This window comes from Aeromonas allosaccharophila (genome assembly GCF_016026615.1).
GTDB classification, from domain to species: domain Bacteria; phylum Pseudomonadota; class Gammaproteobacteria; order Enterobacterales; family Aeromonadaceae; genus Aeromonas; species Aeromonas allosaccharophila.
In genome coordinates, this window is sequence record NZ_CP065745.1 from 336,345 (window position 1) to 358,868 (window position 22,524).

Below are 22,524 nucleotides of genomic sequence, written 5' to 3' on the forward strand. Positions count from 1 at the left end.
AGGTTTTTCCTTGTGCGCAAGGAGCCGTTTAGGCATGATTGAACGCTTAATCCCCTGAATATGTGGTACAACTGGCTGTATTGATTCAATATTGTCCGGTTTCCGTTATTCCCCGCTCTCGTCCCATGGAGGTGTGTTGTGTCCAGCTGGATCGATCCGGCCATTCTGGCTCTGTTTATCCCGACCTTTTTCTTTGTCTCGGTGACCCCCGGCATGTGCATGACCCTGTCGATGACGCTGGGGATGAGCCTGGGTGTGCGCCGTACCCTGCACATGATGTGGGGGGAGCTGATCGGGGTAGGGTTGGTCTCGGTACTGTCGGTGATCGGGGTGGCCGCCATCATGCTCAACTATCCGGGGATCTTCGCCGCCTTCAAATATGTCGGGGGCGCCTATCTGGTGTGGCTCGGCATCCAGATGTGGCAGGCGAAGGGGAAGATGGCCATTCCGGCGGATCTCTCGGCCGGTCAGCAGACCAGCGCCATGGGGCTGGCGGTGCAGGGCTTTGTCACCGCCATCGCCAACCCCAAGGGGTGGGCCTTTATGATCTCTCTGCTGCCGCCGTTTATCTCTGCCGACAAGCCGATGGCGCCGCAGATCAGCGCGCTGGTGGCGCTGATCCTGGTCATCGAGTTCTCCTGTCTGCTGCTATACGCCAGCGGTGGCCGCACCTTGCGCCACTTCCTCGCCAGGAGCGGTAACGTTACCCTGATGAACCGCATCGCCGGTACCCTGATGCTGGGAGTGGGGGTCTGGCTGGCGCTTGGTTGAGCGCCGTCAGTGACCCTCGCCACCAAAGAAAAATGCCACCTTGCGGTGGCATTTTTTATGGGCGCGGCCTGGCTCAGCGAGGTTTGAAGCGCTCGACCCAGGGGTTGGCGGTGAGGCCGTGGAGCAACACGCTCAATATGATGGTGCAGAGCACGGTGGCGATGATGGGGCGTTGGCCGATCAGCGCCGGCTGGTTTTGCAGTACCATCACCGCAAAGACGATGCTGGCAAGGCCCCGTGGCCCGAACCAGCCGATAAAGAGCTTGAGCTCTGGCTTGAGGCCGGTGCCGATGAGGCTCAGCCAGACCGGCACCATCCGCAGCAGGGTGAGGCTGGCAACGGCATAGAGCCAGTATTGCCAGTGCATCAGCTCCGGCAGCATGGGGAGCAGAGTGGCGCCAAACACCATCCAGATCACCACAGAAAGTAGGTCGCCATACCCCTCGCAGCTGTCCATATAGGCGTGCTTGTGTTCACCGAGTCTGCGTCCGATAAAGAGGCCGCCGACAAAGGCAGCGATAAAGCCGCTGCCACCCAGGCTCTGGGCCAGCGCGAAGCAGAGCAGGGCCAGCCCCGGCATGGTGAGCTGACGCCACAGTGGCAGTTGCCAACCGTTGAGATAGGAGATTTTCAGCAGTCGGATGGTGAGGCTGGTCAGCACGAAGGCAACCAGCAGGCCAATGCCGATCTCCTCCAGTATCAGGGTAATGGCCAGCGTCGCGGTGCCTGCGTGCTGTTCGGTGGGGGCGATAAGGGCCAGCAGCAGGAGCAGTACTGGCACGCAGATACCGTCGTTGAGGCCGCTCTCCTGATTGAGCCCTTCACGCACCGGTGCCGGTACGGCCGGGTTGCTGACCACCGCCTTGCCGAGCGCAGCATCGGTGGGGGCGAGTATGGTGGAGAGAATGGCCATCTCCAGCAGTGGCAAATCGGGGAAGAGCCAGTGGCCAAACAGGGCGCCACAGACCAGGGTGAGGGGCAGGCCTATCAGCAGCAGCCGGATCGGCAGTTGCCGGTTGGCCAGCAACACCTGCCAGTTGGTGTTGGCGGCATCGTTGAACAGCACGATGACCAGCGAGAGCTCAGCCAGCAGCTTGATGCCATCGCTGTCGATGGAGAGGGCGATCAGCTCCACACCACCCGGCCCCAGCAGCCAGCCCGCCAGCATAAACAGCAGGGGGCCGTTGACCAGTTTTGATTCGAAGCGCCCGGCAATCAGGCTATAGACCAGCAAGAAAGCGGCGATCACCGCCAGGTTCTGGTAAAGCAGGTGTGCATCCATACAACCTCCTTTCTGCCCCCCGCAGGGGCGGTTTAGTCGGTCAGGCAGTCGGGGTCGAACACATACTCCCCGTCGAGCCAGCGCACGATTTCGTCGACGCAGGCTTGATCCCGAAACGGCAGGTAGCGCGCCTTGAGGGCGGCAATCTGCTCGGGGGTGAGCTGCGCCAGCCCCAGATCCTGAAACAGCGGCAGGTCGGCCTCGATCATCGCCGAGATCTGTGGGCCGCAGGTGGCGTTGAGGGCGGCGTGCAGCGCCTTGTCGGGATCGTACTGCTTGCCGAGTCGGTAACTCATCGGCAGGGTGGCGAGCGGCAGGGCCGACAGCGCCGCCTGCTTCATCGGGTTGACCGCGTGGCCCGCGACCAGCTCCGCCAGCTCGGCGGGGCGGTTCTCGAAGGCGCGCAGATGGAGGTAGCTGCTCGCCTTGCTGCCATCGTTGACCGGGTAGTTGTCCCACAGGAAGGGCTTGCGGCCGAGCAGTTCGGTCACCTGCTTGAGGTGTACCGCCGGATACTCGGTCGAGCAGACCTTGGGGCCGGTCCAGAAGATCTCGAAACGGCGGTCGAGCTGCTCGCCAAGCTCCTCCAGATAGCGGGGAGGCATAGCGCCGAACACCTTCTCCAGCACCGGGTCGGTCGAGTAATAGCTGGGGCAGAAGATGAGGCGGGTCGCCTTGCTGTGAGCCGCGATATCGTGGGCGATGGTGAGCTGGTGCCGGGCCAGGTCCGGGGTATCCCCCTTCATGTCGTCAAACAGCACTGCCAGAATGTCGGGCTGGAGCATCTCGTCGATCAGGCGCACTTTTTCGAGCAGCGCCGGGCGCTTGCGATCGTAGTCGTGGTGCGCCCCCATCGGGCTTAAGCCCACTCCGAAGGCGAGCCCGTTGGCGCGGCACTGGCGCGCCAGCTCGGCGAGATCCGTCAGCTGCTGCTCGGGCCAGGGGAGGGCCCAGTGCTTGCGCAGATAGCCATCCTCTTTCGGGGCGTAGATATAGAAGCCGTAACCGTGGCGCGGCAGCCACTGGGCGTAGCGGGCGCGGGCCTGCCAGCTCCATCCCTTGCCAAAAAAGCCTTCAATGACCCCCAGATTGGCAGCGGGGGGCAGGGGGCCGGACAGCAAACTTTGATATGGCATAACTCTCTCCCTTCTTGCTGGGGACTTGATACGGGACGGTCGGTCAGACCGGGTCCTCTTCCTGAAAGCGCACCCCGATCTTGCTCGGCACGCTCTCGTCCATTTCGGCCACGGTCCAGATCAGGCCCTGCCATTCGATGTTGTCACCGACCACCAGATTATCGCCCAACTGGCTGGCAATAAAATCGCCCAGTGTCTGATCCGCCACCTCGCTCACATCCAGTCCGTAGAGAGGGGCGAGATCCACCACTCGTGCGTCCGCTTCCAGCAGGAAGTCGCCGAAGAAGCGGGGGCCGAGATCCTGCTCCGGCGCCTGACTGAACAGCTGGCCGAGGGCGGGGAGGTCACGTTCGTGGCCGATCACGCAGAGGATGTCATCGGCCTGCAGGCAGGTACTGCCCGAGGGGTGGAGCAGCTCGCGGCCGCGAAACAGGGCGCAGATCCGGGTGCCGGCGGGCATCTGCAGATCCCGCAGTGGCGAGCCGATGCACCACTTCTCCTCCCCCAGCTGGTAGACGAAGGTCTCCCACTGGCTGTCGAGATCGATCTCGAGCCCGGAGCGGTTGATGGGAGACGGCGGGGCCGGTACTTCCACCCGCGCCAGTTTTGAGGCCAGCGGCAGCGAGCTGCCCTGCAAAATCAGCGAGACCAGCACCACGAAGAAGGCGACGTTGAAGTAGAGCTGGGCGTTGGGTAGCCCCGCCATCATGGGGAACACCGCCAGAATGATCGGCACGGCGCCGCGCAGGCCAACCCAGGAGATAAACCAGCGCTCGCGCGGGGCGAAGTTCTTGAACGGTAGCAGTCCGATCCAGACCGACACCGGGCGGGCAAACAGGATCATCCAGGCCGCCAGCGCCAGTGCGGGCAGGGCGATGGGCAGCAGCTTGTGGGGGGAGGCGAGCAGCCCCAGCACCAGAAACATGCCGATCTGGCTGAGCCAGGTCAGGCCGTCCAGCACCGACAATGTGGTGCTGCGGCTGCGCAGGGAGAGGTTGCCGAGCAACAGACCGGTGAGGTAGATGGCGAGAATGCCGCTGCCACCGACCGCCGTTGTGAGGGCGAAGATCAGCAGGCCGCCGCTGACGGTGAGCAGCGGATAGAGCCCCGGCGCCAGGCGGGCGCTGTTGATGAGGCGCCACAGCAGCCAGCCGCCGCCAAGGCCGATCCCGGCGCCAAGGCCAAACTGCTTGACCAGTTGCAGCAGCAGGAAGCCCGCATCCAGCCCCTGCTGGGCGGTGGCGAGCACCTCGATCAGAGTGACGGTGAGAAACACCGCCATGGGGTCGTTGCTGCCTGACTCTATCTCCAGGGTGGCGCTCACCCGCTCGTTGAGGCTACGCCCGCCGAGCAGGGAGAAGACCGCCGCTGCATCGGTGGAGCCGACGATGGCGCCGATCAGCATCCCCTGCATCAGACTGAGGTCAAACAGCCAGGCGGCGGCCAGACCCGTCAGGCCGGTGGTGATGGCCACCCCGACCGTGGCGAGCGATAGCGCAGGCCAGAGCGCGACCCGAAACGAGGAGACCCGGGTGCGCATGCCGCCGTCGAGCAGGATGATGGCGAGTGCCAGGTTGCCCACCAGATAGGCGATGGAGTAGTCGGCGAAGTGAATGCCACCGGGGCCATCCTCACCGGCCAGCATGCCGACGGCGAGGAAGATAACCAGAATGGGAATACCGAGGCGGGAAGAGAGGGCGCTCAACAGTACGCTGGCTCCCACCAACAGGGCAGCGACAAAAAAGAAACTGTTGATGGTAGCGGCATCCAAGGGCGAACTCCTTCCTGGTAATGTGCAAAGTAGGCACATTATATGCAGTTAGGCCCCCCTTGTGTGGCTTGATTGTGCATCAATTTGCATTTTTTTACATTTTTCACCTCATGCCCGCGCCATATGATGGTCGCGACAAGGTGAACGAAAGCGGAGCCAAAAGAGCGTTGATCTCAGGGTGAGAAGACGGGGTGTAATGGTGTAACCCACCACCAAGAATGAAAAACCGGGAGCTGGTGAAAACAAGTGGGAGATGGCGGGACAAACTCAGGAATGGCGTGGCTTGTAGCGTGATGCGGTTAAACCAAGCTGTTTAAGCGCAAAATGAAAAGTTGGTACGCTCAGCCGATTGGGATGCGCTGAAAATGAAAAACAGGCTGGCGCCTGTTTTTTCTTTTGTGTGACAGCTGGTGGTGGTTTAAATCCGGATTTAAGAGCTGCACAAGTGAGATAGCCTCACTTGTGAGAGTGTCTCGTTAAAAGAAATCGTGCCCGGCCCAGACTACCTTACCGATCACGGCCAGGTTCTCCAGCTGGTTGGCTGGAACGACCTGCAGGGGGTAATCATCGCGGTTGTCGCTGATGATGGTGATCCCGCCATCGAAGTTTTTCTGCAGGCGCTTGGCGTAGAGCTCTTCTCCCAAGCGCAACACGAAGATGGATCCATCTTCGATCTGATTCTTGCTGATATCGACCAGGATAGAGTCACCAGAGTGGATGGTGGGCTCCATGCTGTCGCCTTTGGCGAAGACCACCACCAGGTGATCCGGGTTTAACTTGCGAAACGTGAGCCACTTGCGGCGGAAGGCCAGCTTGCGTTTAACCTCATGATCATCATTAAACGCACCATGGCCGGTACTGACGGTGACATGGTAGCCATCGATCAGCGCGTACTCCTCATCAAACTCCTCACGTTGCACCATCTGCTCGGCCATTCCATCGGGGTGTTTCGGGCCCTGACCGGTGGCCAGCCACTCCAGATTCACATTGAACGTCCGCGCGATGCGCAGCGCCTTGTCGATGGTGGGCAGTGAATTAAACGGGGGGAAGTATTTGCGCATCCCCGACTCACTCATCCCCACCAGTTCGGCAAATGCCTTGTAGCTCAAGCTCCCGCGCAGCTCATCCAGACGGTCACTCAAAGTATCCATTCCCGCCGTCAGAAAAGATACCTCACCGTCTTTTTGTGCTGCTTGTGGTTTTTCTTCATAACGCTCTGACATACAAGGAATTCTCGGCTAGTGGCTAATGCTGGTGAGTCGATAGACAAAAAATTCCGCACAAAAAGACTTGTCAATCTTTTTGGGGTGATCAATCATTCATATGTGACGCACCGCGACATAAAATCATTCTTTTATGAATGACGAAGATACGCGCTGCGACACTTGATGATACCGAAACGGGGTGAGTATGTCAGGGAAAACACCAGAGTGGATCAGGGCTGAGCTCATAAAATGCGGATATTCCCAAGCTGCTTGGGCCCGCGCTAAAGGGTTGCATCCCCGAGCTGTGCAGCGTTGCATCAAACACTATGCTCCGGCCAGAGGGATTAGCCCCAAGCGTCGGGAAAGCCGCGCCATCATGGCCCTGCTGTCCGAATCGCTGGGGATCGATCTACTGGGAGGTGACCAATGAGCACCTGGTACACCGCCCAGGCGCTGGCCGGATTGGTCGGCATGCCCGCTTACCCCGATGGTGTGCGTAAAAAGGCCGAGCGTGAAGAGTGGCAAAGCCGCAAGCGCGAGAAAGGCAAAGGGGCCGAATACCACACTGGCTCACTGCCGATTGAAACCCGCCGTTACCTGGCAGAACAAGCGGTGGCCGCACAAGGTCATGCGGTGACTGACCATGCTGCGGGTGGCAAGGCCATGGCCAAGTTGCTGGCGCGTGAGGTGCCGGTCAAACCGGAGGCAGGCCGCAAATTGCTGACTTTGGGGGAGGGGGCTCGCCAGAAGGTCGATGCCAGACTGCTGATCCTGCAGGCCGCCGATATCTTCCTGGCCCCCTATCACGCTTGCCAGCAAGGGGAGGTGGGTCGCCGTGCCTTTATCGAGGCATACCGTGCCCGCACTCTCGCCCTGCCTGTCAGCGTTTATGAAAGGCAAAAGCCATTCAGTCTGATCACCCTGCGCCGCTGGCAAAGTGCGTTGGCGGACGAAGGCCCCGCAGCCCTGGCTGGCAACTATCAGCGGGAGCGGCCATCAACCGTCGAACAGAGCCCGGATCTGGCCCAGTTTCTCACCGCACTGGTCACCACCAAGCCCCATCTGGCCAACAAGTGGGGGGCGCTGCACGAACTGGCCAGCCAATACAGCGACATGAATCAGCTGGGATGGCAGATCCCCAGCCAATCCTCCTTGCGCCGCTGGATGGTGAAATGGTTGGCAGAGAACAAGGTGGCCTTTACCTACACCACCAACCCGGATGCCTACAACAACAAATACCGCAGCGCGATCGAGGAGATGTACCCCTGGATGGCCCAGCCCAACGACGTGTGGGAGTTCGATAGCACCCCGGTCGATGCCATGCTGGTGGATGGTCGCCACAGCATCATCGCAGTGATCGACGTGTATACCCGTCGTGTTCGTCTGCTGGTGGCCAAGAGCTCATCGAGCGAGGGGATCTGCCTGCTGCTGCGCAAGACCCTGCTGGCCTGGGGCACGCTCAACGATAACGGCGTGATGCGCACTGATAACGGCTCTGATTACGTGAGCCAGCGGGTCATGTCCATCTGCACTCTACTTGGTATGAACGTCAGCCGCTCCAACGCCTACTCGGGGTGGGAGAAACCCCATATCGAGCGTTTTTTCCGCACCTTGAGCCACGGCCTGATCGAGCTGTTGCCCTCCTATATCGGCCACTGCGTGGCAGACCGTCAGGTGATCGAGGCGCGCAAGAGCTTTGCCCAGCGGCTGGAGGAGAAGCGCAAACCGGATGCGCAAAAAGAGATCTACGAGCTGGCCATGACGGCTGCAGAGCTGCAAACCCTGCTCGATAACTGGCTCGACGCCCGTTACCACAACCGCAAGCACAGTGCCCTCGGGGTCAGCCCCAATGAAAAGTACCAGCTGGCCCGTTATCAGCGCCGCGCCATTCCCGATGAAGCTGCGCTGGATCTGCTGCTCAACCATATCGGTGAGGCGACCGTCTCCAAAGGCTTTATCAAGGCCGGTGGCCTCAAATACAGCGCCCCCGAATTGCTGGAGCACAACTGGAAGAGCCAGCGGGTCAGCGTCTTTCTCGATCCGAGCGATGTGGGCCGCGCCATCTTGTACCGCACCGGCGACTGGAATGAGCGGATCGAGGCCATCAACATCGACCTGCTGGGCAATGGCATCAGCCCCGATGCCTTCCGGGCGGCTAAAAAAGCCGATGCCAAGGCGCTGGCCAGCTTTCGCCGCGAGATGCGCAACCTTGCCAAGACCTTTGGCATCGACCAGCTCCATCAGGATGTGGTGCGCCACTTCGTCGATCAGGGCAAGGGTATTGAAGCGTTCAGCAGTCGCGATCTCACCCTCGATAACCCGGCATTGGCCGCGCTCACAGGGGTCTCAACGCCCGCTGAACCCGCCCGTTTCAATGCGGCAGAACTGGCCGCCATAGAAGCCAGACGAGAAGCGAAAGCGCAGCGGGCGCAAGTCACCGCAGGGCAGGAATCGAGAGCACTCAAGACCGAGTATGAGCAAGCCATCTATCTGGCAGAGCGGGAGCTGGATACCCCGCTGACAGAGCGGGAGAAGGAGTGGCTGACCCGATACCTCTACAGCCACAAGCTGATGGCAAAACGCATTAACCGCCATCTGGATGAAGTTCGGGCTACCCGCCGCACCCAGGCAAAAGGTTAGCGAGTAGCCCGAAAAGGCCCAAAAACAAAGGACAAAACCACTATGAAACACAAGATCGTTGAAGTCAAAAACATGCTCAAGACCGAGCAACTGCTCGACAACCTGCTCAACCGTTCCAGCATGGTGCCGGGAATCGGTTTGGTGCATGGGTCTACCGGCTTTGGCAAGACCACCGCCGTAGAGTGGCTGTTCAATCAGGATGAGGTGAATGGGGTGTTTGTGCGCTGCTACAAGGCCGATACGCTCACCAGTTTGATGGATGGCATCACCCGCGAGATCGGCTTGGCTCCGCGTCACAGCTTACGCGCCCAGATCGACGGTATCGTCGAGGCCGTGCGGGCGCAGGAGCTGGTGCTGTTTGTTGACGAGGTGGATCACGTGATTGGCAATGCCCGCATTATGGAGACCCTTCGCGATATCTACGATGCCACCGAACAACCCCTGATCCTGGTCGGGATGGAAGAGATTGCCCGCCGCATCAGCCAACGCAAGCAGCTGTTTAATCGCATCTCCCAGTGGATTGAATTCAAGGCCGCCGACTTGGAAGACGTAGCCCTCTTTGCCAGCGAAATGCTGGAGGTCGATGTGGAGATTGACGAAGCCTTGCTGGATCTCATCCGAAAACGTTCCAACGGCATGGTGCGCACCATTGTCACTGCGTTGGACAAGATCGAGAAAATGGCGATGGCCTCTGATGCTCGCATCATCCGTCTGGAAGATGTAGACGCCAGCGAGCTGTTCCAGGACGTACGCCGCTGTCGCTAGCGTTCGACCCAAATAGCAAAGCACGGGAGGGATACCAGTGGTGGGAAGTCGCGCTAATAAAAACAAAACAGAAATAGCCTGGTTATGGATTACCCAAGGGTTTGAATTTGATTCTGTTTTATTAAGTAAGCAGGTCAGTGTAACCAGAAATTACGCCAGCAGGCTGGTCAAAAAGTGGCACGAAAGCGGTCACTTAATGCTGATTGGTTGTCAGGGGGTGACCCGGTATTACCGAGTCAATCAGACCGCAATCTCAAGCATGCCGCCGGGGTGGGGCGCCGAGCCTGTGAGTACCAATGAAAAGCGGCATGCCCCGATGAAAAGCCGACAACAGAAGATGTGGAACTCAATGAAGATCAACAAAACGGTCAGCAAGTCGGGGTTGGTCATGTCAAGCGGGGCTACGGTTCACACCGTCGCCGGATACCTCCATGCGCTGGTAAACACGGGGTATCTCAAACGGTTGAATTCAACCTGCTCAGATAAACACATGCCAAGTCGGTACGTTTTGGTGCGCGATACCGGTCGCTATGCCCCGATTGTTCGCAAAAACGGTTGTTGGGATCAGAACCAGCAGCGGCTTTATCCATTCCTGGTTGAGGAGGGTGAGCATGGACACGTGGCTTGAGGTGTTGCAGGCCGAAGTGGCGGCCAGCTCGCTGGCCCTGGTGGCCGAGAAGCTCGGGCTCTCTCGCACCACCATCAGCCAGGTCTGCAACGAAAAGTATCCCGGCGATATGGCAAGGGTACGGACATTGGTGGAAGGGGCCCTGATGGGCAACAAGGTGAGGTGCCCGATCTTGGGGGATATCCCGGCTCATCAGTGTCTCGCTCACCAACGCCGTGGCCCGAGCGAAGTGGGCAGCAGTCCGATGGATATCAAGCTCTGGAAGGCATGCCGCAGCGGTTGCCCCCATAGCCAGCTGACCGAGGCGCAGCAACTGCGCCGCCCGATGCGGTTATCGGTAGAGCAGGGCAGTGGCCAGCAGAAAGCCGCGCGCTATGACGCCGAGGCCACCCTCTCCAGATTGCGCCGTCAGGCTAAAAGCGATGGCGACAATGCCAGCAGCAGCCTGCGCATTCTGAGTGAGCTGCTGGCCGAAGAGCTGAAAATCATGGGGATCAAATACAACCGGCTGCTCGACAAGCAAGAAGGCAAATAAGGGTTGGCGGGGCTCTTTCGCGGTGGGCCCGGTGACGAGATCACAAGGAGAACGGGATGAAAAAGCATCTGCACAGCAATTTGCAAAAGACCGCCGAGCAACTCAGCCATTGGCTGACGGCCAAGGGATATGACGTTCGCACCAGTCGGGTTTGCCATACCCCGCTGCTGGCTGTTACCGGGCCACTGCCCAAAGAGATGCAGGCCCGCGCCGTGTTAAGCCGCGAATGCCTGGCGGGCGTGGTGCGTGAAGTCGCCTTGGTGCGCTTTGGCGGCTGCCTGCTCCACTGGCGCCAAAAATCCTGAAACCAGCAAGGGGGATGAGATGAGCAAGATCCAGCTTGAGATAGAAGACGAGGCGCTGGCGCGGGTGGTACTGCGCCAGTTACCCAAGTTTCTCGAATTCTGCAGCGCGACCCATCAGGAGGAGCTGGCGAGCGCGACAGCAGAGCAGTACAGCGCCGTGATGTGCCCTCCGGTGCCCGGCAGCAACAAGATCCATTAAGGAGAAGCCCATGCAAGAAGCACAAACCGCCAGCACAACCCCGATGCGCCAGAACGCACAGGGGCACTGGGTACCGGAAAACCTGATCGCCCCGGCAGACAAGCTGCGCGACGAAGTGGTGCTGGCCATTATCGCCGCTGCTCGCGAGCAACGCGCACAGCTGGCCGCCTTCAAGATTGGCGCCATGCAACAGATCGCCGACTTTGTGGATCTCTCCGCCGAGCAGTACGGCGTGGCATGGGGCGGTACCAAGGGCAATGTGACCCTGCTCAGTTTTGATGGCCGTTACAAGCTTATTCGGGCGGTGGGGGAGCACCGCAAATTTGATGAACGGATCCAGGCCGCCAAAGCGCTGATTGACCAGTGCATCGAACGCTGGAGCGATGGCGCCAGCAGCGAGATCCGCGCTCTGGTAGACCATGCCTTTCGGGTATCCAAAAGCGGTCATATCGACGTGAATCAGGTGCTCTCCCTGCGCCAGCTCAATATCGATGACCCGGATTGGCTGCTGGCCATGCAAGCCGCTGTCGATGCCATCCAGGTGACCGGCACCAGCCAATATCTGCGGCTCTACGAGCGTGACGCCCAGGGGCGTTACATCCAGATGAGCCTGGATCTGGCCAAGTTGTAAAGGAGGAGCGCGATGGAAATCAACGTGGATATGGCCGAGGAGCAACTGCTGCTCTGTGAGCAGATCACCGAAACCGAGGGCACCTGCTACCCCGACGACACCTATGAGGATGGCATCAAGGCCACCCTGCTCTGGGCGTTGGGTCTGGGCCCTGCACCCCTCAATGCCGAGGAGTATCAAGGGGGGACGCCACTGCAGTTTGAGTAATAGCCTGATGCGAAACAGGGCGACGATGCCGCCCTGTCTGCCCGGTGTGGTGGCCGGGTACTGATGAGCAACCAAACGATCTGGGCCCAGGTCTTCACCGTCTTGATACAAGGAGCACGGCGATGACCAAAACAGAGATGGATATTCGACTTACCAAGATATTCAGCAGCGCAGCCATTGCACTGGTAGCTGCTGACAAACGGGCTGTGTGCAAACAGCTCAAACAGTTTGATAAAGAGGCGCGCGCCCGTGGTTTTCATGCGCTGGCCGGAGAAGCCTGCCAGATGCGCTGGCAACTGGTGGCCGAGCTGCAACAGGCCAAATCGGCCAGAGATTGTGGTGGGGTACACGGAACCGGGGATCGCCATGGCCATCTATAGCCCCCTGCTGGCCCCCCATATTCTGGCTCGCCGTCTGCAAAGCGGTCGGGCCTGCATCACCGAACTGGGGCTGGAGCAGCGTTGCCCCCGTTGTGGCGAGTTCTGGCCATGGGATACCGAGTTTTTTGGTGTGGCGAGCGATGCCACCCGGCTCTCCAGCTGGTGTCGGGGGTGCCTCAACGAGCACTACCAACAGCTGAGAGTGGCCGAGCAGCACCATTACAGCAAGGCAGAACGGGGAGGGGATAGGTGATGGATAAACGCAGCAGACTGATCCGGTTGGTACAGGTGGGGCGCCGAGCGTTGGCGCTCGATGACGAGTGTTACCGCGACTTGCTGGCCAGCCATACCGGCAAGCGTAGCGCCGCCCTGTTGAACGAGCAGGAGCTGGAACAGGTGCTGGCTGCTTTCAAGGCGGCGGGTTTTATTCCCAAACCGGCTCGCCATGCAGCCAACAGACGGCTGAGTCCGACGGCCGGTAGTCATCTCAGGGTCAATGAAATTGCCAAGATCAGGGCCATCTGGTGCGAGATGGCCCGCCTTGGCATCATCAGGGATGGTTCGGAAACCGCATTAAACCATTGGGTGCAACGGATGACTGCCCGTTTAAACGGCGGGGTAGGGGTTGCCGAGGTGGGCTGGCTGGATGCGCCTCTGGCCGTCAAAGTGCTGGAGGCGCTGAAAAAGTGGAACAGCCGTACCTGAGTTAATCGGGAATACGCCCTGCTTTTTCTAGTCGAGCCATGGTGAGCATTACCCCTTTGGCTAAAATGATCAGGCCAACTACTGACGAGGCGACCCAGATGATTTGCAATATATCGATCATCCCATCTCGCATCGGGCCTTGAGCTGGAAGGTTGCTGATTAAGAACGCAGGGAAAATAGCCAACCCAAAGGCAATGATAAAAGCAATGACCGCAGGCCATAGAGCATTGGGGTCTCGCTGGCTTTTCACCGTTAGATCCAGCAGCCATTCAACCAATCGTTCGCTCCATTTCATTCGTCTCAATCTCCCTTTGATAACGAGGGACTCAGTATGCGCTAAAAAATGTGCGCATAAAATGGCCTGTGTTCTAATCGGCGCACCGCTTTTTCTGTTTTGCTGGGGGAGTCATGGAACAAAATCAGGATCTCTTTGCCGACGATCATGCCTCGTTGGGGCAACTGGTCGATCGCCTCGACCAGATCCCGGCCTCCGAACTGACGGCCAAATGGCCCAAAGCCCTGAGCGAGCTGGTAGATGTGCTGGCCTGCGAACTGGTAAGAGGGGGGATGGGGCCCGAGCAGGCCAAGGCACAGGCCCGCAAGTTGGCGCTGGTACAGGCCCATTACATGGGGGGCCGTGCCTACTACATCCCCACCGGGGATCATCTCAAGGCCGCACTGCGGGACAGGGCGATCTGGGATGAGTTCAACGGCCGCAATATCGACCAACTGGCCCGCAAGCATGGTCTCTCGGTACCGCAGACCTATGCGGTGGTGGCGGAGCAGAGAAAATTATCAAGACTAGCCCATCAAATGACGCTACCTTTTAGCAATGGTTAATAGTGGTCTTTATAAAAATTAGCGGTTCTATCCTGAATTAATGAAATGTCATCTTGTGATAGTTTTTCTTCTAGGGTTAATACCATTTCCTTTGCTGCTAAATTACCATGGGCTTGTGCAATACTGAACCAAAAGTATGATTTTTTATAGTTTTTTGGTATCCCATTACCACTGAAATACAATTTACCAAGAGAATACATGGCACCATGATCACCAAGTTTTGCTGCAATTTCATAAGGTTCAATAGCTTTATGGTATTGAGGGTTGTTAGTTGGATAGTGACAATATGTAGAGCCTAACAATGACATAGCATCTTTATCGTAAGGCAATTTAAGTAAATGCTCAATGGCCTTCTCATTGTTGTTTAACTCTAAGTGCATCAAGGCTAATTCCCAATGAGCATTGATACTGGTGTATAACTCTTCTGCCTTGCTGATAGAAAGTCCAGTTCCTTTGCCATGTTTGTATAATCTGGCAAGACCTTTTGTTGCTTCTTTCTCCTTGTAATTACTTGCTATTTCATACCAATGAAATGCTTCATGGTAGTCTTGTGCTACTCCTTGACCCTGCTCATAGAAAAAACCAACCATATACTCTGCAGTATGGTCACCAAGTTTCGCTGACTTGATCATCCATTGTAAGGCAAGGTCATGTTTCTCAAGAGAAGAGTATATGTTGCTTAATACATAGGCAGAATAACTGTCGTTATGTTCACAGGATGCTGTGAACCATGCTATTGCATTGTCGATGTCACCGAGGTTGTTTCTATAAAAATTGCCTATCATTCTTGATGACATGGCAACGTTGAAGTTTAATTCATAGGCCCTTTTTAAAAACTCGATAGAGAGAATTGGGTTGTTAGGGAACACATCACTAATCCAAAATGCCTGAGATGCCTTGAAACAGTCCTCGCCAGAACCATTCCTTAAAATAGCTTGCATTTTTTCCATTGCTAGATCTAAATTTTTGTCGACGTTTCTTCCCAAGGCATAATCCCAAGCGAGCTCATAACTGGACTTTTCTTCTATCCAGATAGGGGGCTCCGTCAGTTCATCAGCCCCTGAGAATTCAGGGCATGGGGGTTCCGGGGTTACATAGTTAATATTTTGTGAACGGGCGGAGTATTTTTTTGAACTCAGCGCCCGGATCTTTGAAATTAAGGCTTCTTTTAGATAAAACCAGTTGAAAGAAAAATTCATTAATGTGTCTCAACGAAAATAATAACATTATACAATGACGGATAGCCGTCAGCGTGACTAACATCACGAAATGTCATTGGCTACTTTAATTAAGTAATTTGTTTTTAAAGTAGTAATAGACCATAAACCCATGCCATAGAGGCCCCTCGGTACGCTGCTGATAACGCAGTTCACCGAGGGGCCTTTATGTTATCACTCGCACTTAAATGGCTGCTTCGTCCCGATGTGGAAGGGGGCGAAGTCAACCATCCCGCTGACCGTGGTGGCCATACCAAGTACGGCATCGCCGATGCCGCCGATGGCAAGAAGGACGGCATGGCCGACCTCGATCGGGATGGGGTACCCGATATCGCTATCGGTGATTTGACCCCGGCCCATACCGAGCCCTTTTACCGCCAGAACTACTGGGCGCCCGCCCGCTGTGACCTGATTGCGAGCTTAAGCCCGGCCCTCTCTATCGCCGTGTTTGATGCAGCGGTGCATCACGGGCCGAAACGCGCCATTCAACAGCTGCAGCAGGTCTTGGGGGTGATGGCAGATGGTCGCCTTGGCCCGGTGTCGATTGGCAGGCTCAAGCAGCAACTGGGCACCAAGGGCGAGGGCCAGTTCCTGCTGGCGCTGATGATGCAGCGGGCCAGCTTCATGCACGGCATTGTGCGCAAAGACCCGAGCCAGTGGGCCAATGCCGATGGCTGGATCAACCGGCTGCTGCGTCTGCAGAGCTACCTCCTTTCCGACGTGGTTGGCGAGGTGGTGGCATGAGCGTGCTGACCATCAAGCAACAGCAGGCGGCGGCCGCGATCCAGGCTGCGGGCTGCTTTGGTATTCCTGAGCTCAAGAACCCCCGTTATCTCGCTTGCTTCAAGGATGGGCGCAAAGCCCATCTCAAGGCCGCTCTGGCCAATCAGATCGCTGACCCGAAGGCGATCCCGCTCTATAGCCACCACAAGACCCGTCAATCCCTGTTCGAGAAAGGGTGGCGTTCGGTGACCGAACTGGATCGCCTGCGGGCCCGTGCCCGTCATTCCCAACCTCAACAAAAGGAAGTCCATCATGCCTGATTCCCTGTTACCTCAAGCGAAGTCTGCCTTCAAAAGCCGCACCGTGATCGGTGGTGTGATTGCCGTGGGGGCCGGTATTGCGGGCCTGTTCGGTGTGCCGGTCGATGCGGGTACCCAAGCCAGCTTGGCATCCACCCTGGTGGATCTGGCCAGTGCGGTGGGTGGCCTGCTCGCCATCTGGGGCCGCATCAAGGCGACCCATACCGTCCGTTAGTAGCCATACGAGAGAGGTCATGTGACAAACCTCATAGACCGTGCCCAGCTGGCCGATGCCGATCGGACTGGGCGCATTATCGAAGCCCACCAGAACAGGGCAAGGCCACACGGCGATGGTATCTGTTGCGATTGTGACGAAGCCATTCCGCCCTCCCGCCTTGCAGCCGAGCCTGGTGCCGAGCGCTGTATCGAGTGCCAGACCCTGTATGAGCGCAAGGAGGCGACCCGTGTGGGAATTCATCGTTAAGAACTGGGGGCCTCTTTATGCATTGGCCAGTTTGGTTGGGCTGGTGGTCATCATCTTGCTCTCCAAGACCTACGCCAAGCGCGAAGACCTCACAGCCCTGGTGCAGAGAGTGCAGCGGGTGGAGCAGGTACTGGCTGATCTGCCAAGCGAGCGTGAGCTGCACAAGCTGCAGCTGGAGATCAGCGAGCTGCGGGGGGAGTTGCGGGAGGTCAAACCGGAGCTGCGTCAAGCCCGCCGCCTTGCCGATCTGCTGTTGGAAAATGAGCTTGCCGCCGTACAGAAGGAGAAGCCATGAGCATTCAACAAATATTGGACGCCCAGCAGCGACTGGTGATCCTGCGCTCCCTGCTGGATATCGGTGGTGCCGCCAACGAGTCAATCCTCAATGACTGCCTCGATCAGCTGGGTACCGGCCGGGTGACGCGGGATCGGGTTAAGACCTTGCTTGCCTGGCTGGAAGAGCAGGGGCTGGTACGCATCGAGCGACTGGCCACGGTGCAGGTGGCTCACCTGACCGGTCGGGGCCAGGACGCGGCAGAGGGCCGGGCAACGGTACCCGGCGTTAAGAAGCCCCGAGCGGAGGATTGACCATGGCCGATAAACCGACCCGAGGCCGCGCCAGCAAGGTGTGGCTGCTGCCTGAGTCTATCCGCAACGCGCTCAACGAGATGCTGCGGGATAAGGGCAACAGCCAGGCCGCCATTCTGGATGAGATCAACGGCCTGATCGAGGACGCGGGGTTGCCAGATGATCTCAAGCTCTCCCGCTCCGGGTTGAGCCGTCATGCCAGCCAGGTTGAACAGGTTGGCCAGCACCTGCGGGATTTGCGTGAAACCACGGCCGCCTTGACCTCCCAGCTTGGCGACAAGCCGATGGGGGAGACCACCAAGCTCATTCTGGAGCTGGGTCGTTCCCAGCTGTTCAAGGCGATGCTGGCTCAGGTGCAGAACCCGGAGGAGGCTGTGGATATCGACATGCTGAAAAACGCCATGCTGGCGGCCCAGCGGCTCGAATCGACCGCGATGCAGAGTCACAAGCGGGAGAAAGAGATCCGCCAGGCATTTGCCGAAGAGATCGCCGCCAAGACCGAAGCCATTGTGACTCAGGCGGGCTTGAGTGGTGAAGCCGCCGCCGAGATACGCCGCGAAATATTGGGGATTGCCTGATGACCGCCCTTGCTCAGACCCCTATCGCCCAACAGTTGGCCCAGACCCTGGGTACCGAATACAACCCTGACGAGGTGTTGCTGCCATACCAGCGCATCTGGATTGCTGACGAGAGCCCGCTCAAGATTGCCGAGAAGAGCCGCCGCACCGGTATCACCTGGGCGGAGGCAGCTGACGCGGCCCTGACGGCCTCCAAGACCAAGACGGCCGGGGGTTGCCACCACTTCTATGTGGGTAGCAACAAGGAGATGGCCCGCGAGTTTATCGATGCGGTAGCGATGTGGGCCAAGGCGTACAACAAGGCTGCCGGAGAGATCCAGGAGGAGGTGTTCACCGACGACGAGGATAAGGCGATCCTCACCTTCGTGGTCTATTTCGCCTCGGGCTTCAAGGTGCAGGCGCTCTCCAGCAACCCCTCCAACCTGCGGGGGATGCAGGGCAATGTAACCATCGACGAGGCCGCATTCCACGACCGACTGGCCGAGGTGCTCAAGGCCGCCATGGCGCTGACCATGTGGGGGGCCAAGGTGCGGTTGATCAGTACCCATAACGGCGTCGATAACCTGTTTAACCAGCTGATAAACGACAGCCGAGCGGGCCGCAAAGCGTATTCCATCCATACCATCAGCCTGGACGATGCTTGCCGCCAAGGGCTCTATCGCCGGATCTGCCAGGTCAAGGGCGGCCTTTGGACACTGGAAGCAGAGGACGCCTGGAAGGCGGGGCTGCTCAAGGCCACCGCCACCGAAGAGGATGCCCTTGAGGAGTATTTCTGCGTACCCAAGCAGAGCAGCGGCGTCTATATCAAGCGCACCCTGATCGAGCGGGCGATGCAACCGGATATCCCCATCCTGCGCTTTACCGCCCCCAAAGATTTCGAACTGCAGAGCGAGGAGACCCGCAAGGCAGTGGTGGATATCTGGTGCGAGGAGAACCTCAAGCCCTGTCTGGAAGCGCTCGATCGCAATTGTCGCCATGTGCTGGGGGAGGACTTCGCCCGTAAAGGGGACTTGTCGGTGTTCGTTCCGCTCTCCATCACCACCAACTTGCGCAAACAGGTGCCCTTTGTGGTGGAGCTGGTCAATGCCCCCTATGAGAGTCAGCGCCAGATCCTGTTCTACTTGCTGCAGGGGTTGCACCGTTTCACGGCGGCGGCCTTCGATGCCACCGGTAACGGCGGCTATCTGGCAGAGGCTGCCAGACTGCGCTGGGGCGCCAGCATGATCGAGTGCGTGATGCTCAATGACCCCTGGTATCGGGAGTGGATGCCCAAGCTCAAGGCAGAGTTTGAGGATGGCAACCTGACCATCCCGCGCCATGCAGACGTGCAGGATGACTTGGGGAAAATCCAGGTCATCAACGGCATCCCCAAGATCGACAAGGGCAAGAACACCGGCCAAGGGGGCCAACAGCGCCACGGTGACTTTGCGGTGGCTTTGGCCATGGCGGTGCGGGCCAGCTGGATGGAGGGGGGCGCCATCGAGTTCACCCCACTACCAGGTAAACGTGATGACCATGGCAGCGACAACAACGATGACTATCACCGATATGAGCGAGGAGCCTGGTAATGGGCAGGATCATTGATATCCATGGCAAAGCCATGAGCCTGGAAAAAGAGCCGCAGACCGAGAACGATGCCAAGTTGGCCCAGCTGCGCCGTCATTACAGCGATCATCCGACCATCGGGCTGACCCCAGGCAAAGCGGCTGCTGCACTGAAAGAGGCCGAGGAAGGGGGCCTGATCGCCCAGTGCGAGCTGGCCGAAGACATGGAGGAGAAGGATGCCCACCTGCAGAGCGAGCTCGGCAAACGCCGCCGTGCCCTGCTTGGGGTGAGCTGGACAATCGAGCCACCCCGCAACGCCACCCCGGCCGAGAAGCGTGATGCCGAGCTTATCCGGGAGCTGCTGGAGGACTTCACCTGGTTGGATGATGCCATCTTTGACGCCACCGACGGGATCCTCAAGGGGTTCAGTGCCCAGGAGTTCAGCGGCTGGGAGATGGTCGAGGGGCTACAAATCCCCAAGGGTATCATCTGGCGTGATCCCGCCTGGTTCCAGACCCACCCGGACGATCGCAATCAGCTGCGCTTGCGAGACGGCAGCCAGGAAGGGGTTGCTCTCAACCCGTTTGGCTGGCTGCTGCACAAGGCCAAGTCCAAATCGGGGTATCTGGCCCGCACCGGCCTTGTCCGCACCCTGGTCTGGCCGTTCCTGTTCAAGAACTACAGTGTGCGGGATCTCGCCGAGTTTCTGGAGATCTACGGCCTGCCGGTGCGGCTGGGGAAATACCCGGAAGGGGCGACCGAGAAAGAGAAGGCCACCCTGCTGCAGGCGGTGCTCTCCATCGGTCATAACGCCGGGGGCATTATTCCGCGCGGGATGGAGATTGAGTTCCAGAATGCCGCCAGTGGTCAGGCTGATCCCTTTGTGGTGATGATGGATTGGTGCGAGCGCTCCATGAGCAAGGCTATTCTGGGGGGCACCTTGACCTCACAGGCCGATGGCAAGAGCTCGACCAATGCCCTGGGCAATGTCCATAACGAGGTGCGCCAGGAGGTACGGGATGCCGACCTGCGTCAGCTGGCCGCTACCCTGAGCCGCGATCTGGTCTATCCGCTCTATGCCCTGAACGGCAAGAGCTACCAGGGGCCGCGCCGCTGCCCCCGGTTGGAGTTTGATGTGACCGAGCCGGAGGATATGCGCGATTTGGCGTATCCACTGCGGGCCCTGGTGGGGATGGGAATGCAGATCCCGGCGCAGTGGGTGCGGGATAAGTTGCAGATCCCGGCCCCCAAAGAGGGGGAAGAGGTACTGATCATTGTGGACAAACAGGCCGGGCAGGGAGAGGCCGCGCTCAAGGCAAAGGGACTGGCCGCGCTGGCTGCAAGTAAAGGTGAGGCCGACAAGGGGGATAACAACGATGCCCAGTTGGCCCGGCTGCAGGCCGAGGCGGCCCCTCTGCTGGCAGGGATGAGCGATGCTGTCCAGGCGCTGGTGATGCAAGCCACTACCCTGGAAGAGATCCGGGATGGCTTGTTGGCACTGGAACCAGAGCTCAGCCATGACGAACTGGGGGCGCTGATGGCGCAAGCCATCGCCGCCAGCGAGCTGCTCGGCATGCTTGAGATGGAGGAGGGGCGCTGATGCCCGTTCGCTATGGTTCTTTGCCCTTTGCTGAGGCGATCGCCTTCTTTCGCCAGAAGCTCGATATGCCGAGCGAACGCTGGGCCGATGTGTGGCGCGATGCCCATAACCGCGCCTTTATGGTGGCGGGGGCCACCAAAACGGATCTGCTGGCTGATTTGCGCGGGGCGGTAGACAAGGCGATCAGTGAAGGGCAATCCATCGGGGCCTTTCAGAAGGCGTTCAAGGAGATTGTGGCCCGCCACGGTTGGGAACATACCGGCCCGGCGTCGTGGCGCTCCCGCGTCATCTTCGAGACCAACCTGCGCCAGAGCTATAACGCCGGGCGTGAGGAGCAGATCCAGCGAATCAAGCACAAACGCCCCTATGCGCTCTATCGTCATGGGGACTCCGAGCACCCCAGGGAGTTGCACCTCAAGTGGAACAACCTGGTGCTGCCGGTGGATCACCCCTGGTGGGAGACACACAGCCCGAGCAATGGCTATGGCTGCAAGTGCAAGAAGTTCTTGCTCTCCGAGGCCGATCTCAAGCGGCGCGGCTTGGTGCTGGGTAAGGCCCCGGATGATGGCGAATATGAGTGGGTGGACAAGGCCACCGGGGAGTTGCACAAGATCCCCAGAGGTATCGACCCCGGCTTTGATTATCGCCCCCAGACTCCGGCAGAGCTGACCAAGGTGGTGGCCAAGCGCGAAGCGGCCAAGCCAGCGTTGGCCGAGAGGCTGCCAGAGCGGATGGTGGATAGCGCCTTCTCTAGCGTTAAAGGTGTCACTGCACAGGGTTTGAGTGAGCTGCTGGCCAAGTTGCCAGCCCCCCAGCGCGAACCGTTGGCGGCGTTCCTCAAGGTGCATCCGGTCAAAACGTTGTTTATCAAGCAGACCGAAATGGGGAAGGGCGCGGCAGGGCTCAAGGTTGCCCAGGCTATTGCTGATTACCTGGGCAAAGATCCCTATCTGGTGCGTTCCTTTTACTATTCGCGCCGGGCCAGCAGGGTCAACGGCTTTACCGCAACCAGCTGGGATCATCTGGTTATCAAGGTAAAGGGGGGCGATACTTTAAAGACGGTGGATATGCAGGCGGTACAAGCTGCGGCTGCCGACGTGTTGGCTGATGCCTACGCTAATCGCGGCCCGCGCCAATTAATGCCAAGAGGCGCCAGTGGTGAAGCCTTGCGCCGTCATTGGAGTGTGTCGGCCAATGTAGGCGATAAACTGGGGGAATCGGCCCAGCGGATCTCGACCTGGTTGCATGAGCTCGGCCATCAGGTTCACTTCTGGGCCGGGGAGCCCAATCTCACCGGTATCGGCCTGATTACCGAATATGCCGGAACCAATGGCAAAGAGATGGCTGCCGAGGCGTTTGCCGCCTGGGTGCTGGCGAGGGAATCCATGCTGGAGCACTTTCCCGAACTGGCCAAGAGGGTGGAAGCCATGCTGGCCAAGGCAACAGCTGCCACTACCAAGGGCGGCCGCTAGTGGCCCCGGAGAGCAAAA

Annotated in this window: 29 protein-coding genes and 1 other RNA gene; 24 read left to right on the forward strand and 6 right to left on the reverse strand. The window is 58.8% G+C overall.

What is annotated here, in order from left to right:
- The first annotated feature begins 138 nt into the window (after positions 1-138).
- A complete protein-coding gene (locus I6G90_RS01465; protein WP_042058111.1) occupies positions 139-771 on the forward strand; it encodes a LysE family translocator in 633 nt (210 codons plus the stop codon).
- Between the two features lie 73 nt (positions 772-844).
- On the opposite strand, the gene I6G90_RS01470 is transcribed toward I6G90_RS01465, so the two are convergent.
- From I6G90_RS01470 to I6G90_RS01485, 4 genes are all read right to left on the reverse strand, one after another.
- A complete protein-coding gene (locus I6G90_RS01470) occupies positions 845-2,053 on the reverse strand; it encodes a cation:proton antiporter (RefSeq protein WP_197929410.1) in 1,209 nt (402 codons plus the stop codon).
- Between the two features lie 32 nt (positions 2,054-2,085).
- Positions 2,086-3,189, reverse strand: coding sequence for a beta-N-acetylglucosaminidase domain-containing protein (locus I6G90_RS01475; protein WP_197929411.1), 1,104 nt, complete (start codon positions 3,187-3,189; stop codon positions 2,086-2,088).
- Between the two features lie 43 nt (positions 3,190-3,232).
- Positions 3,233-4,960 carry a potassium/proton antiporter gene (locus tag I6G90_RS01480; protein WP_058053650.1) on the reverse strand — a complete coding sequence of 576 codons (1,728 nt, stop codon included), beginning with the start codon at positions 4,958-4,960 and terminating at the stop codon, positions 3,233-3,235.
- A gap of 476 nt (positions 4,961-5,436) precedes the next feature.
- Positions 5,437-6,183, reverse strand: coding sequence for a LexA family transcriptional regulator (locus I6G90_RS01485; RefSeq protein WP_197929413.1), 747 nt, complete (start codon positions 6,181-6,183; stop codon positions 5,437-5,439).
- Positions 6,184-6,591: 408 nt separating this feature from the next.
- On the opposite strand from I6G90_RS01485, the gene I6G90_RS01490 reads away from it, so the two are divergent.
- The 12 genes from I6G90_RS01490 to I6G90_RS01545 all read left to right on the forward strand — a co-directional run bounded on the left by I6G90_RS01490 (position 6,592) and on the right by I6G90_RS01545 (position 13,160).
- Positions 6,592-8,805 (forward strand): DNA-binding protein, encoded by a 2,214-nt coding sequence (locus tag I6G90_RS01490; RefSeq protein WP_197929415.1) that lies wholly within the window; start codon positions 6,592-6,594, stop codon positions 8,803-8,805.
- Positions 8,806-8,847: 42 nt separating this feature from the next.
- Entirely contained in the window at positions 8,848-9,570 is a 723-nt protein-coding gene (locus I6G90_RS01495; RefSeq protein ID WP_139747559.1) for an AAA family ATPase, read from the forward strand.
- 37 nt (positions 9,571-9,607) lie between these two features.
- Positions 9,608-10,198, forward strand: coding sequence for a hypothetical protein (locus I6G90_RS01500; RefSeq protein ID WP_197929417.1), 591 nt, complete (start codon positions 9,608-9,610; stop codon positions 10,196-10,198).
- Positions 10,182-10,733 (forward strand): transcriptional regulator, encoded by a 552-nt coding sequence (locus I6G90_RS01505; protein WP_197929419.1) that lies wholly within the window; start codon positions 10,182-10,184, stop codon positions 10,731-10,733. Before I6G90_RS01500 ends, I6G90_RS01505 begins: the two co-directional genes overlap by 17 nt.
- A gap of 56 nt (positions 10,734-10,789) precedes the next feature.
- Complete coding sequence (locus I6G90_RS01510) at positions 10,790-11,038, forward strand: hypothetical protein (RefSeq protein WP_197929421.1); 249 nt, start codon at positions 10,790-10,792, stop codon at positions 11,036-11,038.
- Between the two features lie 19 nt (positions 11,039-11,057).
- A complete protein-coding gene (locus tag I6G90_RS01515; RefSeq protein WP_029300298.1) occupies positions 11,058-11,237 on the forward strand; it encodes a hypothetical protein in 180 nt (59 codons plus the stop codon).
- A gap of 10 nt (positions 11,238-11,247) precedes the next feature.
- Positions 11,248-11,868 carry a DUF3164 family protein gene (locus I6G90_RS01520; RefSeq protein WP_197929423.1) on the forward strand — a complete coding sequence of 207 codons (621 nt, stop codon included), beginning with the start codon at positions 11,248-11,250 and terminating at the stop codon, positions 11,866-11,868.
- 12 nt (positions 11,869-11,880) lie between these two features.
- The gene (locus I6G90_RS01525; protein WP_197929425.1) at positions 11,881-12,075 is read left to right on the forward strand and encodes a hypothetical protein; all 195 of its coding nucleotides are present in this window, start codon (positions 11,881-11,883) and stop codon (positions 12,073-12,075) included.
- 7 nt (positions 12,076-12,082) lie between these two features.
- An RNA gene (locus I6G90_RS01530) (hammerhead ribozyme type II) lies at positions 12,083-12,152 on the forward strand.
- Between the two features lie 45 nt (positions 12,153-12,197).
- Positions 12,198-12,455, forward strand: a complete 258-nt coding sequence (locus tag I6G90_RS01535) for a hypothetical protein (protein WP_068976970.1) — start codon at positions 12,198-12,200, stop codon at positions 12,453-12,455.
- Positions 12,442-12,708 carry a hypothetical protein gene (locus I6G90_RS01540; protein WP_197929427.1) on the forward strand — a complete coding sequence of 89 codons (267 nt, stop codon included), beginning with the start codon at positions 12,442-12,444 and terminating at the stop codon, positions 12,706-12,708. The genes I6G90_RS01535 and I6G90_RS01540 overlap by 14 nt, the downstream gene beginning before the upstream one ends.
- Positions 12,708-13,160, forward strand: coding sequence for a gp16 family protein (locus I6G90_RS01545; protein WP_197929429.1), 453 nt, complete (start codon positions 12,708-12,710; stop codon positions 13,158-13,160). Before I6G90_RS01540 ends, I6G90_RS01545 begins: the two co-directional genes overlap by 1 nt.
- 1 nt (position 13,161) lies before the next feature.
- On the opposite strand, the gene I6G90_RS01550 is transcribed toward I6G90_RS01545, so the two are convergent.
- Entirely contained in the window at positions 13,162-13,455 is a 294-nt protein-coding gene (locus I6G90_RS01550) for a hypothetical protein (RefSeq protein WP_134984303.1), read from the reverse strand.
- Positions 13,456-13,568: 113 nt separating this feature from the next.
- Between I6G90_RS01550 and I6G90_RS01555 the strand changes: the two genes are divergently transcribed.
- Complete coding sequence (locus I6G90_RS01555; RefSeq protein ID WP_197929431.1) at positions 13,569-14,000, forward strand: Mor transcription activator family protein; 432 nt, start codon at positions 13,569-13,571, stop codon at positions 13,998-14,000.
- Here the strand turns inward: I6G90_RS01555 and I6G90_RS01560 are convergent.
- Positions 13,997-15,199 (reverse strand): tetratricopeptide repeat protein, encoded by a 1,203-nt coding sequence (locus I6G90_RS01560; RefSeq protein WP_197929433.1) that lies wholly within the window; start codon positions 15,197-15,199, stop codon positions 13,997-13,999. The genes I6G90_RS01555 and I6G90_RS01560 overlap by 4 nt on opposite strands.
- A gap of 186 nt (positions 15,200-15,385) precedes the next feature.
- Here I6G90_RS01560 and I6G90_RS01565 point away from each other — a divergent pair, with 186 nt between their 5' ends.
- From I6G90_RS01565 to I6G90_RS01610, 10 genes are read left to right on the forward strand one after another with little or no spacing between them, the layout of a single operon-like run.
- Positions 15,386-15,961, forward strand: coding sequence for a glycoside hydrolase family 108 protein (locus tag I6G90_RS01565; RefSeq protein ID WP_197929435.1), 576 nt, complete (start codon positions 15,386-15,388; stop codon positions 15,959-15,961).
- Positions 15,958-16,260, forward strand: coding sequence for a hypothetical protein (locus I6G90_RS01570; RefSeq protein ID WP_016350120.1), 303 nt, complete (start codon positions 15,958-15,960; stop codon positions 16,258-16,260). Before I6G90_RS01565 ends, I6G90_RS01570 begins: the two co-directional genes overlap by 4 nt.
- Complete coding sequence (locus I6G90_RS01575; protein WP_005353373.1) at positions 16,253-16,474, forward strand: hypothetical protein; 222 nt, start codon at positions 16,253-16,255, stop codon at positions 16,472-16,474. Before I6G90_RS01570 ends, I6G90_RS01575 begins: the two co-directional genes overlap by 8 nt.
- A gap of 21 nt (positions 16,475-16,495) precedes the next feature.
- The gene (locus I6G90_RS01580; RefSeq protein WP_136501540.1) at positions 16,496-16,723 is read left to right on the forward strand and encodes a TraR/DksA C4-type zinc finger protein; all 228 of its coding nucleotides are present in this window, start codon (positions 16,496-16,498) and stop codon (positions 16,721-16,723) included.
- Entirely contained in the window at positions 16,704-17,018 is a 315-nt protein-coding gene (locus I6G90_RS01585; RefSeq protein ID WP_016350122.1) for a DUF2730 family protein, read from the forward strand. The genes I6G90_RS01580 and I6G90_RS01585 overlap by 20 nt, the downstream gene beginning before the upstream one ends.
- On the forward strand, positions 17,015-17,311 hold the full coding sequence (locus I6G90_RS01590) for a VpaChn25_0724 family phage protein (RefSeq protein WP_005345917.1): 297 nt from the start codon (positions 17,015-17,017) through the stop codon (positions 17,309-17,311). The genes I6G90_RS01585 and I6G90_RS01590 overlap by 4 nt, the downstream gene beginning before the upstream one ends.
- Before the next feature lie 2 nt (positions 17,312-17,313).
- Positions 17,314-17,889: a DUF3486 family protein gene (locus I6G90_RS01595; protein WP_197929437.1), complete on the forward strand. Its 576-nt coding sequence runs from the start codon at positions 17,314-17,316 to the stop codon at positions 17,887-17,889.
- A complete protein-coding gene (locus I6G90_RS01600; RefSeq protein WP_197929439.1) occupies positions 17,889-19,457 on the forward strand; it encodes a terminase large subunit domain-containing protein in 1,569 nt (522 codons plus the stop codon). Before I6G90_RS01595 ends, I6G90_RS01600 begins: the two co-directional genes overlap by 1 nt.
- Positions 19,457-21,034 carry a DUF935 domain-containing protein gene (locus I6G90_RS01605; protein ID WP_197929441.1) on the forward strand — a complete coding sequence of 526 codons (1,578 nt, stop codon included), beginning with the start codon at positions 19,457-19,459 and terminating at the stop codon, positions 21,032-21,034. Before I6G90_RS01600 ends, I6G90_RS01605 begins: the two co-directional genes overlap by 1 nt.
- The gene (locus I6G90_RS01610) at positions 21,034-22,506 is read left to right on the forward strand and encodes a phage minor head protein (protein WP_197929443.1); all 1,473 of its coding nucleotides are present in this window, start codon (positions 21,034-21,036) and stop codon (positions 22,504-22,506) included. Before I6G90_RS01605 ends, I6G90_RS01610 begins: the two co-directional genes overlap by 1 nt.
- The last annotated feature ends 18 nt before the right edge of the window (positions 22,507-22,524 follow it).